This window comes from Halopseudomonas salina, from assembly GCF_008641105.1.
Map to the genome: position 1 here is coordinate 35,937 of NZ_VTTI01000015.1, position 12,184 is coordinate 48,120.

At 57.6% G+C, this 12,184-nt stretch carries 8 protein-coding genes; 4 read left to right on the forward strand and 4 right to left on the reverse strand.

The window, feature by feature from the left end; all coding sequences use genetic code 11:
• Positions 1 to 3: 3 nt before the first annotated feature.
• Positions 4 to 675, reverse strand: a complete 672-nt coding sequence (locus FZF01_RS18025; protein WP_150277071.1) for a pentapeptide repeat-containing protein — start codon at positions 673 to 675, stop codon at positions 4 to 6.
• Positions 676 to 742: 67 nt separating this feature from the next.
• Complete coding sequence (gene exaA / locus FZF01_RS18030; RefSeq protein WP_150277070.1) at positions 743 to 2,614, reverse strand: quinoprotein ethanol dehydrogenase; 1,872 nt, start codon at positions 2,612 to 2,614, stop codon at positions 743 to 745.
• A gap of 373 nt (positions 2,615 to 2,987) precedes the next feature.
• Between exaA and pedF the strand changes: the two genes are divergently transcribed.
• The 4 genes from pedF (at position 2,988) to FZF01_RS18050 (ending at position 7,583) form a co-directional block, all read left to right on the forward strand.
• The gene (gene pedF, locus FZF01_RS18035) at positions 2,988 to 3,419 is read left to right on the forward strand and encodes a cytochrome c-550 PedF (protein WP_150277131.1); all 432 of its coding nucleotides are present in this window, start codon (positions 2,988 to 2,990) and stop codon (positions 3,417 to 3,419) included.
• Between the two features lie 45 nt (positions 3,420 to 3,464).
• A complete protein-coding gene (locus FZF01_RS18040) occupies positions 3,465 to 4,319 on the forward strand; it encodes a substrate-binding periplasmic protein (RefSeq protein ID WP_308420813.1) in 855 nt (284 codons plus the stop codon).
• 219 nt (positions 4,320 to 4,538) lie between these two features.
• Positions 4,539 to 6,311, forward strand: a complete 1,773-nt coding sequence (locus FZF01_RS18045; protein ID WP_150277068.1) for a PQQ-dependent methanol/ethanol family dehydrogenase — start codon at positions 4,539 to 4,541, stop codon at positions 6,309 to 6,311.
• A gap of 282 nt (positions 6,312 to 6,593) precedes the next feature.
• Positions 6,594 to 7,583, forward strand: a complete 990-nt coding sequence (locus tag FZF01_RS18050; protein WP_150277067.1) for an alpha/beta hydrolase — start codon at positions 6,594 to 6,596, stop codon at positions 7,581 to 7,583.
• An 80-nt stretch (positions 7,584 to 7,663) separates the two neighbouring features.
• On the opposite strand, the gene FZF01_RS18055 is transcribed toward FZF01_RS18050, so the two are convergent.
• Positions 7,664 to 9,742, reverse strand: a complete 2,079-nt coding sequence (locus FZF01_RS18055) for a tetratricopeptide repeat protein (protein ID WP_223825404.1) — start codon at positions 9,740 to 9,742, stop codon at positions 7,664 to 7,666.
• Between the two features lie 254 nt (positions 9,743 to 9,996).
• The gene (locus tag FZF01_RS18060) at positions 9,997 to 12,171 is read right to left on the reverse strand and encodes a sulfatase-like hydrolase/transferase (protein ID WP_150277065.1); all 2,175 of its coding nucleotides are present in this window, start codon (positions 12,169 to 12,171) and stop codon (positions 9,997 to 9,999) included.
• Between the last annotated feature and the right edge of the window lie 13 nt (positions 12,172 to 12,184).

Here is a 12,184-nt window from a genome sequence, read left to right on the forward strand (position 1 = left end):
ATGTCACTTTTCCCAGTCAAAAGGGCAGGCAGTGCAGTTGCTCATGTGCATGTTGAGAAAGGTGCCGTAATGCAGTCGGGCACCGGTCATATCGGCAGATTCCAGATTCGCGTGATTCATCTTTGACTCCTGCAGATTGGCATCGCGCAGATCTGCACCCTTCAGATCCGCCTTGGGCAACCAGGCCATCTCCAGGTTCACAGCACGCAGAGTGGCATCGTGCATGCTGGCACCACTGAAGCGGGCAAACTCAAGGTTGGCTCCGGTAAAGTCAGCATCCTTGAAATGCCCTCCCTGGGCTGTCAGGTTCCAGGCCTGAGCGCCAACAAAGCTTGTACCCACGGCGCTTACACCACGCATTGCGGTTTGTTGCAGGCTCGCCCGGTTGAGATTGGCCCCGTCCAGCCGGGCATTGTCCAGCTTCGCCTGATCCAGTCGGGCATGTCGCAGGTCTGCTCCGCGCAGGTCTGCACCAACAAGGTCGGCCTTGCGCAGGTCCACATGGCGCAGGTCAAGATTACGCAGGTCAACGCCAGGACAGCGTGTGCCTGGCATCAAAGCACAACCGTTGACAGTAACCACATCCTCCTCCGCAAAGTCGGCATCTTGCGCGGCAAGAGGTTGGGCAGCAATGATCCCTAGAACGATAAAGCTTGTGGCAAATAGTGATTTCATTGTCGCAGCTCCTATGGCAACGCCCGGTCTTGCCGGGCGTGCCTCAAGGGTTAAAGGAGTTAGAGGTTCAACGCTTGGCGCTGCTGGTATCCCAGCCAGGCAACTTGAATACCCAGAACGAGCCGCCCTGCGCAACGGGCTTGGTCAACTCAGCCATCTCGCCACCCCAGAGTGGTACCGCGCCGCCGTAGCCGGTGGTAACACCGATGTACTGTTCGCCATCCAATTCCCAGGTAACCGGCGGTGAGATGATTCCGGTGCCGGTCTGGAACTTCCAGACCTCTTCACCAGTTTTGGCGTCGAAGGCCTTGAAATAGCCGTCACCCGTGCCGGTAAAGACCAGATTGCCTGCTGTCGCCAGCACACCAGCCCAGAGGGGCAAGGGTTCTTTGTGTTCCCACTCGACCTTGCCTGTAGTGGGGTTCATTGCACGCAGAATGCCGACGTGATCCTCATACATGCGCTTGATCCGGAAACCCATGCCGAGGTAGGCAGAGCCTTTGTTGTAGCTGACTTCTTCGGTCCAGTAGTCCTCCTTCCAATGGTTCGCTGGCACGTAGAACAGTCCGGTATTCTGGCTGTAGGCCATGGGGTTCCAGTTCTTGCCGCCGAGGAAAGGGGGTGATACCTCTACCGCTTCGCTGCGCTCCTGGCCAGGCTTGAGCCGGGCAGGGCGTTGCCCTTCATTTTCTACCGGTCGGCCGGTCTTCAGATCGATGTGGCTTGCCCAGGTGATGTTGTCCACAAAGGGAAATGCGTTGGCCAACTTGCCGTTATTGCGGTCCACGACATAAAAGAAGCCGTTACGATCAGCATGTGCGGTGGCCTTGAGCGTTTTGCCGTCCTTGTCCTTGTAATCAAACAGCACCAGCTCGTTGTTGCCGGAGAAGTCCCAGGCGTCGTTGGGTGTATGCTGATAGAACCATTTGACCTCGCCGGTGGTGGCGTCAACGCCGACCTGACCTGAGGTGTAGAGACTATCGTAATCGGACGGTTTGCCGTCTTTTGAGGTGCGCGCCCATCCATTCCAGGGCGCGGGATTGCCAGCCCCGATAATAATGGTATTGGTGTCCGGGTCGAAGCTGGCGCTCTGCCAAGGGGCACCTCCACCCTGGCTCCAGGCCTCAACTTTGCCGGTGGGCGAGTTTGTATCATCAGGCCAGGACGGCGCCTTTACGTCGCCAGTAGGGGTGCTCTCTTCGCCATTAAGACGGCCCATGTGGCCCTCAACGAACGGCCGCATCCACAGTTCTTCACCCGTTTCAGGGTCGCGCGCAAAGAGTTTCCCCACTACGCCGAACTCATCACCGGAGGATCCATGAATCAGCATGACCTTGCCGGACTTCTGGTCCTTGATGATGGTTGGGGCGCCAGTCATGGTGTAACCAGCCTTATGGTCCCCGAATTTTTTACGCCAGACCACTTTGCCCGTGTCCTTGTTCAGAGCCACTACCCCAGCGTCGAGGGTACCGAAGAAGACCTTGTCCCCATAGATTGCCGCGCCGCGATTTACCACGTCGCAGCAGGGGCGAATGTCGTCGGGCAACCGATGCGAGTAGCTCCACAAACGGGCACCGCTCTTTGCGTCGAGTGCAAAAATACGTGAATAGGAGCCCGTTACGTAAATAATGCCTTCATGAATAATTGCCTGGGATTCCTGTCCGCGCTGTTTTTCGTCGCCGAAGGAAAAAGACCAAGCCGGCGTCAGTTTGAAAACGTTGTCCCGGTTGACCTGTTTCAGCGGGCTCCAACGCTGGGCGTTGGTCCCCATGCCATATTGCAGCACGTTATGAGTTGAGGTGTGATCGTTGGCAATATCGTCCCAGGTGACAGGTTTGGCGATGGCATAGGGCGCAGCCAGGCTGATACTGGCAGCCATTGTCAGACATTTGATGGCCTGGGCGAGAGGGCTTGGAGCAGTTAACTTTCTTGTTTTCATGGCAGTGTTTCCTTGTTGTTGGATTAGGGCAGCAATGCTGGTCCACGTCCCCATCTTGGTCAGTCGTCTTTTTCGGTGATACGGAAAATGACCCGGGGTTTGCGGGAAAAAACCCCGGGTAGCTGGCGCTTGGGATGCCCTCAATTGGAGCGCTACTTTGGACGGAGCAAATCAATGCTTTTGGCTGTTCTAGCTGTTAAAAGCGGCTTTGCCTGGCTTGAGAATCCGGTGCGGTGGCTGAAGTGTTTAATACCAACGGACTAATTTGCGGCCACCAAAGCAGCATTGGGGTCAGGTCGGTCCGTTCCTACCATGGCCCTCGGATACTCAAATAATGATCCGTGCCTGACACGGCCGAGAGGTGAGCCTAATGATGCATTTCAAACAAGCCCTGAAGATAAGCGCCCTGGGATTACTATTGGCTTCTGGCCAGTCCCTGGCGCACGGCAACGTCACGCCACAGTCAGTGGATACCAAAAACCTGGAGAAACTCGGCGAGGAGTGGCTTGAAACCAACCCCTATCGAGATCATCCGCAACATGACCTAGCAGTAAAAATAGGTGCTTCTGCCTATAACCAGAACTGTGCGTCCTGCCATGGACTGGAAGCCATCTCTGGGGGTATGACGCCCGATTTACGAGAGCTTGAGACCGGTGATTACGGTGATGAGTGGTTCAAGGAGCGGGTCGTCAATGGCGCTGTACGCGACGGCCGGGTGTATATGCCGCGTATGGGCGACGTGCTCAGCCAGGAAGCTCTGTGGGCAATTCGTACCTGGTTGGAAACTGTTGCGGTAGAGCAATAAAGCATGCTTTCCCTGAGGATTGTGGGCTTATGGTGTTGCTTGTTGATGGCCATGCCGGCGCTGGCGTTCAACATCACGCATATCCGCGACCATGATGAAATTATCGATTCCGGTTATCTCAAGGTGGCCGTCTATGAAGACTACCCACCCTATAGCTTTATGCACGATGGTCAGCCTCGAGGCGTTGACGTCGAGCTGGCCAAGGTGCTGGCTGCAGAGCTTGACCTGGAGTTGCGGCTGCAATGGATGAAGCCGGACGAAACCTTTGACGGTGACCTGCGCAATCACCTCTGGAAAGGTCATTACCTGCGCCCTGGTCAGATCGCCGATGTGATGTTGCGGGCACCCAACGACAAAGCGTACAGCACAATGCGTGATGACCTTGGCTTGCCTGCTCACGAGCTGGTTCACATGTTCGGCCCGTATCAACAGGAGCGTTGGCAAGCTGCCTATAACCCGAAGAAGATAGACGCGGTGCCCAGCATTGCGATCTTTCAATATCACCCTGTTGGCGTTGAAGAGGATTCGATTCCCTCGTTCTACCTGGCCAGTGTCATGAATGGTCAATTAAGCAAAATGACCCGCCATTATCGCAACCTGGCTCTCGCCTTCGAGGCTATGAAGACTGGGGAGGTACACGCGGTGATGGGCACGCAGGCCGAGATTGACTGGCTACTTGCCAGAAATGCCGAGGCCGGCATGCAGTTGACCGAAAATGCCTATCCGAATATGGGCAAACAGGTCTGGGATCTGGGGATGGCAGTCCATGACTCCAACCGCCAGCTGGCTTATGCCCTGGGTGATATCACTGAAGCCATGGTGCTGGATGGACGCATGGCAGCGCTCTATGCCGAGTATGGTTTGCGTTACATGTTACCGAGTTATTACGCCGATATCTGAACCGGTTCATGCTTGCCGGCTGGCATGGCAGTCTTGCCATGCCAGCCGGCTTTTTTGTGCCCGCGATCAGGGTATTGCTACCAAGTGATGAGGTAAATCACCCCTGGGTTGCATTGTTGAGAAGATCCTCGCAGCGAACAATCAGGGCCTGAGGCGGGAAAATTTCCCGGTTCTTCGCTGACTCGACCATCACAACAATACATCTTTGAGGTAGCAGCAATGACACACCGCTCATCCTTCGCCTTGACCGCCCTGGTAACCGCCATGAGTTTTTCCGGCTTGGCTGTCGCTGGCGTCACCTATGACGATATCACCAACGACGCGACCACAACCGACTCCATTGTCTCCTACGGCATGGGTACCCAGGGCCAGCGCTACAGCCCACTAACCATGGTAAACGACACCAACGTAAGCCAGCTGCAGCCTGCATGGGCCTTTTCGCTTGGTGGTGAGAAACAGCGCGGCCAGCAAGCACAGCCGATGATCAAGGACGGCGTGATGTATATCACCGGCTCCTATTCTCGTGTGTTTGCAGTCGATGCCCGCACCGGCAAGAAACTCTGGCAATACGACGCCCGCCTGCCAGATGGCATCATGCCCTGTTGTGACGTGATCAACCGCGGGGTTGCCTTGATCGATGATCTGGTGATCTTCGGTACGCTTGACGCCAAACTGGTTGCACTGAACAAGGACACCGGCAAGGTTGTATGGCGCAAGACCGTAGCCGACTACAAGGCAGGCTATGCCATTACCGCAGCGCCGCTGATAGTTAACGGCCGCTTGATTACCGGCGTGTCGGGTGGTGAATTTGGGGTTGTTGGCAAGATTGAAGCCTACGACCCGACCAACGGAGAGCTGCTCTGGACTCGTCCGACCATCGAAGGTCACATGGGTTATACCTACAAGGACGGTAAAGCCATCGAGGCAGGTATTTCCGGTGGCGAAGCCAACAGAACCTGGCCCGGCGATCTTTGGAAGACCGGTGGTGGTGCGCCTTGGCTGGGCGGTTTCTATGACCCTGAAACCAATCTGCTGTTATTCGGTACCGGTAACCCCGCGCCCTGGAACTCGCATATGCGCAAGGGCGACAACCTTTACAGCTCCTCACGACTGGCGCTCAACCCCGACGACGGCACCATCACATGGCATTTTCAGACCACGCCGAATGATGGCTGGGACTACGACGGAGTAAACGAGCTCGTGTCCTTCAACTACAAGGAGGGCGACAAGGAAATCAAGGCTGCCGCGACAGCTGATCGTAATGGTTTCTTCTATGTGCTGGACCGCACTAATGGCAAGTTTATCCGAGGTTTTCCTTTTGTTGACACCATCACCTGGGCCAAAGGGCTAGACAAGAACGGTCGGCCAATCTACAGCGAGGATCACCGTCCAGGTGCGCCCACAGAATCGGGTGATCAGGGGAAAACCGTTTACGCGGCTCCTGCGTTCCTTGGGGGCAAGAACTGGCAGCCCATGGCCTACAGTCAGGATACCGGCCTGTTCTATGTTCCATCCAACGAATGGGGCATGGATATCTGGAACGAAAGCACCGCATACAAAAAGGGTGCCGCCTACCTGGGCGCTGGCTTCACCATCAAACCTATCCACGATGACTACATTGGTGTTCTAAGGGCAATGGACCCCAGAACCGGCAAGGAAGTCTGGCGCGTGAAGAACCCGGCGCCACTCTGGGGTGGGGTACTGAGCACCAAAGGTAACCTGGTCTTTACCGGCAACCCGGAAGGCTACCTGATGGCTTTCAACGCCAAAAATGGAGAAAAGCTGTGGGAGTTCAACACCGGCTCTGGCGTAATCGGCAACCCGGTCACCTGGGACATGGATGGCGAACAATACGTATCCGTGCTCTCAGGTTGGGGCGGCGCGGTGCCGTTGTGGGGCGGCCAGGTAGCCGAGATCGTCAAGGACTTCAACCAGGGCGGCATGCTGTGGACCTTCAAAATTCCGTCATCATCTACGGTGGCCAAGCGTTGAGTACATGGTTTAACCAGCAACAGGTGTGTAGGTAGGAGGTAAGGGCTGGGAGTTCGAATCAATCAGCTCCTGCCAATAGCCAACAAAAGGCCAATCATAAATGATTGGCCTTTTGTTTGGGATCAACTGCAGCGCCGGTGCGGATACCTCGCACTGAGCGGGATAAAAAATAACTATGTATCAGTATATGACTAAATCCTGAATTGCTAACTTGTCTCCAGCCTGTGATAGAGTTCACATCTTGAGCACGGACTAGCTGTTTTTCACATAAAGGAATAAGTCATGAAAAAGCCTCTGCTCGCCACGCTGGCGGTCGTTGTAGTGTCTTTTGTTGGTGCATTGGTATTGTCGGTCGTTTTCGGCGGTCCCTCCGCGCCGTCGGTTATGGCGTCGGCAAACAACCCATTTGATTCAGTGGATTATTCCGGCTTACCCGAGCTAAGCAACTACGCCGCTCGGGACGGCCAGAATCTGGGGTTTCGCCGATATGACGTCGCGAATCCGCAGGGCAGTGCGGTGCTGCTCCACGGCTCATCCGCTGACAGTCGTAGCATGCATCTGATGGCACAGGCTTTGGTAGACGCAGGTTTTGCCGTGCATGCTCTGGATGTGCGCGGGCATGGCGCTTCGGGGGCCAAGGGGCACGTCGCTTATGTGGGCCAGCTCGAGGACGACCTCCAGGACTTCATGGAGCAAGTACAGCCGGCTGCGCCGGTCACTCTGGTGGGCTTTTCTTCCGGTGGCGGCTTCGCCTTACGTGTAGCGGGCGGTGAGCATGCCGCGATTTTTGATCACTATCTGCTTCTCGCTCCGTTCGTCAGTCATGAGGCTCCCACTTATCGCTCGGGCAGCGGCGGCTGGGTGAACGTGGGTCTGCCTCGCTATGTGGCGCTAGCCATTCTGAACCAGATGGGTATTAAGCAATTCAATCACCTGCCTGTAGTGAGTTACGCCCTGAGTGAGCAAGCACGTCAATCGCTGACGCCGGAATACTCTTTCAACCTTGCAGAGAACTATCGACCACAGGCCGATTACGTCGAGGTGATAAAGGGGATTCAGCAGCCTACACAGGTGCTAGTTGGAGCTCAGGACGAGATGTTTTATCCGGCGGAGTTTGTCGATGTGTTTGGTGCAGCTGAAAGGAGAGTGCCGGTTACGCTTGTTGAAGGTGCAAATCACGTGGGGCTGACGCTTATGCAGCCAGCGCTCAACGCCCTGATTGCAGCAATGAGTGAGCTGCGTGATCTGGATAATCTGCGCAGCAAAAGGTGACAGGTTTATTCATGTGCTCAAAAAGGCGAGCTAGAGCGCTTTGTCTGCAGTGGATGCAGAATCTATATTTACGGCCATAGCTACCGCAACTTTTGAACTGCCGGATCATCAGGATTCTGCGCTCGAAGCTCTTCCATCAGTGCCTTCGATTTTGCCGGCGCCTGCACACTCAGGTAGCTGACCAATGCCAGCCGCACCTGGCGGTTGGCAGGATCGGCAGCCAGGTTCTCTTCCAGTAGCCGCAGCGCTTTGTCCCGCTCGCCACTGTCATGCAGAGCGACTGCCAGCACGTATGCGTAGTCGGCGTTATCAGAGCCCAGTTGCTGGGCCAGGGCCAGGGCAAGCGCTGGCAGGGCCTCGGCGAGGTTGCCCTGGCGTACCAGAGCGAGCCCCAGCGCGTGGTGCAGGCTGGGTTCGTCTGGATGCCGTGCGATGGCCTGTTGCAGCAGCGTCAGGCCCCGTTTCGGGAGGCGAAAGTACTGCTCCTGCCATTGCGCCTGCATGATTATGGCGGGGAAAAAACCTGCATCGCGTTCAAGTGCATCGCGCAGGGCAGCCTCAACCTTATCTTCACGGCTGCTGAGTTGATACAGCATGGCCAGATTGAAGTGCGCGTCAGCGCGCTCCAGCAGATTGTTCTGCACCTGCTCGTATTCAGCGCGCAGTGCCGGCCAGGCAGTCAGCCCGGATCGTGTCTGCGCGGGCAACTGGGCCAGTTGCCAGGCAGCTGCCAGACGCACGGCACGAACGGGATCGGCTGCCAGCGGCGCGAGCAGGTCTCGCAGTTGGGTTTCGCTGGCAAGCGCGGGCAAGCTGTTGATGGCCGCCACCCTCACGCTGGGATCAGGATGTCGCACTGCGCGGGCCAGTTGCTGTAGTCCAGCGAGGGAAGGGTAGCGGGGCAGTTCGCTGACCAGCGTGGCCACTCTGATAGCCGGTTGATCGTCACGGGCGAGCTGCCTGAATAGGGCGGCTGCAGCGCCAGGCTTGCCGCCACGTGCAGCGGCCATATCCTGAGCATATCCGCCATCGCGTGGCAGCGCCTCGGGATACTGCGCCAGAAACTGCGCGACTAGCTCTCCAGGCTCGACCTGCTGATGGCAGCCCAGGCAGGCATCGCTATGGCTCAGCTCCAGTGCCTGCGCCGGGTTGGGCGAGGTGAAGCTGTGGTCATGGCGCAAGTCGTTGGTCATGTAAAGCTTGCCGGGCATATGGCAATTGATGCACTGCGCGCCTGGCGAGCCGTTTGGGTGCTTGTGGTGGTCTGGTGAATCATAGTTCTTTGCTTGCAGGCCGCCGCCCTGAATTGCGGCCCGGGTCGGCTGCGCATTGCTGTTGTGGCATTGGGTGCATACGCCATTGCCCGATGCGCGTAGCTCACCGCTGTGCGGGTTGTGACAATCGGAGCAGACCACTCCGGCGGCGTGCATCCTGCTCTGTTTGAAGGAGCCGTATTCAAACACCTCGGCCTTGATCTTGCCGTCTACCTCGTAGAGGTCCGCACTGAGAATGCTCGGCAGAAAGTCGTCCATCAATGCATTGCCATGTTGGTAACCGTCATCCAGCGGCGAGCGACGGCTATGGCAGCGGGCACAGACTTCCACTTCTTCAGTGGATGCAATGCTCGGGCTGGTGGCGAACCCCATGGAGTTATTTTGCTGATCGGGCTCGGTTGCTGGAGTGTCTGCGGCCCATTCGAGGTGCCCCGACGCAGGACCGTGGCAGCTCTGGCAGCCCACGCCCGGGGCTTGCCAGCGGCTGGCGAAAGTGTCGGTGGCGGCATCGTAGTTGCGTTTGAAGTCAGTGGCGTGGCACTCGATACACATGAAGTTGGCGTTCTGTACGCTACCAGTCCAGTGCAGGCGATCCTGGTGGTCCACACCCTGGTCCTGATACAGATGAAACCAGGCCTGCTGCTGCGTATCCCAGGCCATGCCATGGGCCTGCAAACGGCCGCCGGGCATTTCCAGAAGATACTGCTGCAGTGGCTCAATACCGAAGGTGTAGGCCACCTTGGCGTCTACGGGCTGGCCGTCAGCCCCCGGGGTCTGAATAACAAAGGCTCCGTTGTCGCGTAGAAACCGGCTGCTCTCTGTATCGCTGTCGATCTGCTGCCCGCTGAAGTCGCCGAGGACCGAATGCTCGGCGGCCGGCTGCATCGCCAGTTGGTGGTGCGAGCCTTGCCAGTCTGCAAAAGCCGCGGCATGGCAGCTCTGGCATTGGGCTTCATTAACCCACTCGGGCGGGGTTATGGCGGTGCTGTGCTCGGCTACAGACTCAGACTCAGACTCAGACTCAGACTCAGACTCAGACTCAGACTCAGGTATTGGTGCAGTGGGCGAGGGCACTGCCCACCACGCCGTCGCTGCTGCACCTAACAGCAGGAGGACCAGCGGCCAGGTCCAACGCCTACTCATGGTTGCGGGCAAGGACCAAGATTGGCATTGATGATGTCGCGGTCCAGGTCATTGGTAAAACCATCGATATTGAAATCATAGGTACTGGACCCACCCCAGCGCGCCTGCACGACGGCCAGGGCGCTCAGATCCAGATCATCCACCACGCCGTCGCCATTACCGTCTCCGGGACAACTTGGCTGTGAAGCCAGAACGGTGTTGAGCTCCGTTTGCAAGAGCGCAAGATTGCTCTGCTCCTGTGGGTTCAGATTTTGCGTATCGAGTTCAAGGCCGGCCCTGTCAAGTTGTGGCAGGATCGGATTCTGATCGATGGCATAGAACTCTTCCGAGACCACTTCAACCCCAGTGTCGGTAGTGACGTCGTAATCCAGCGCCTGATTACGCACCAGCTTGAACGCGTCATTGCGCACCGCCTGGGTGCCAGTCGGGCTCATGACAATGCGGTTGGTGTCGTAATTGGCAGGATCGTTATCGTAGATGGCCTGATTGACTTCCCAGCATTGGGTGAGAGCACCCTTGAGAACCGTTGGGTCGTCGGCACCAAGACCCCACCAGACGCCAGCGTTGTCCTCACACACACTTTTGCTGATGGGGGTGTGTGAGCAGGAGCTGCCGAAGAATACGCAGGGCCCGTTGCGCCCGCCGTTAACCTGGATATTCAGGCCCCCCTGGGTAAAGTTGTACTCGCGCAGGCTTTCCTGCGCGGGGTCTGCAAGGTAGGGCTGCATGCTTACCGAGTCCACGCCACGCGGTACCGCGGCAGATACGTCTATACCGGCCGTCTCGCCGAACAGCTGAAACACATCAACTGCGTTGATCATATGCTCCACGGCCCGGCCAGGTGCTTCCACCATGGGGCCGGCGACAATCAACGGTACCCAGACACCCGTCTGATAAGTGCTGCCTTTTGCGCGGTTGGGGTCCAGGGGCGCCTTGACTACAGGGCCGAAGCTGCCGTTATCGCCAATCACAACCACCATGGTGTTGCTCGCGGCCGAATCATAGATAAGGGAGCCATCAGGCCGTACCTGAGCGATGCCGGTTTCGACCAGCAAACGGCCCAGTTCGGTATCCATGGCTTCGATCATTGCATCGGACAGGCGGCGCTGATTCAGCGAGTCGCTGCAGTCACTGGTCAATTCTGCGTTGATGCCGGATGGTAGTAGCTCGGCAGGCGGTTGCTGCAGCGGCGTGTGAGCCGAGCTAAAGCTCAGGGTGGTCATCCAAGGGTCGGCTTGACTGTTGCGGGCGTTGATCCATTCAATCGCCGCATTCACCTCAATGGTCGAACGGTAGCCGCGCCCGCGCGTATCGCTCAAGGGCGCCTCGAGCACATTGCCCCCTGCGTTCACCACCAGAGGCGAAACATAATGTGCATTGGCCTGCTGGAAATTCACCTCGGCGGGTGCGTCAGCCTGGCAGGTCGCCTGGGGTACCAGCACGCCGCCGCGTGACACGCACTGCAGGCCGGCGGAATCTCCCAGTGCGCTGGCACCGACGATTTCCGTGCACTGGCTACCGCTATCGGTAGGCACATAGCATGCCCCATAGCTAGCGCCGTTGGGTTGGGTTTCATCCGGTATGTATCCGCAGTTGTACGTCCCGGGCGCGGCAACACCGCCAGCCGTGGTATCGATCGAGTCGGGCACCCCGTCGACCCAGCCGTAAAACGTCCCCCAGCCACTCTGGGCTGGCGCGCCGTTACCGGCCTCGTTGAACCCTGCCTGAGCCAGGTGATACTTGCCAAACATCGCACTGGTATAACCGGCCGGCTCCAATAGCTTGGCAACGGTGATCTCTTCTGGATCGGTCTGCGAATTGGCCAGGTCGTTAGGGCCTATGGCCAGTTTGATATTGGTCCGCAAGGGATAGCGCCCGGTCATCAGAGCGGAGCGCCCCGGGGAACACTCGGGCATCGACCAGGTATTGCGGAAACGCACCCCGGCATCAGCGATAGCACCGATGGTCGGCATGCTCGGCGCTTCCGCGCCACCGTAGCCGAAAGTGCTGAGCTGATCGACACCCACGTCATCCATGATTACGAACAGAATGTTCGGGGTCTCGGCGCCACTGACAGGAGGGGAGTTGTCACCCCCTGAGTCCGATCGGCAGGAAGCAAGGGCAAATAATCCAGCCAACAGCAGCACTTTGACGCCTAGTGTTGATTTCATGAGAATCTCTTCT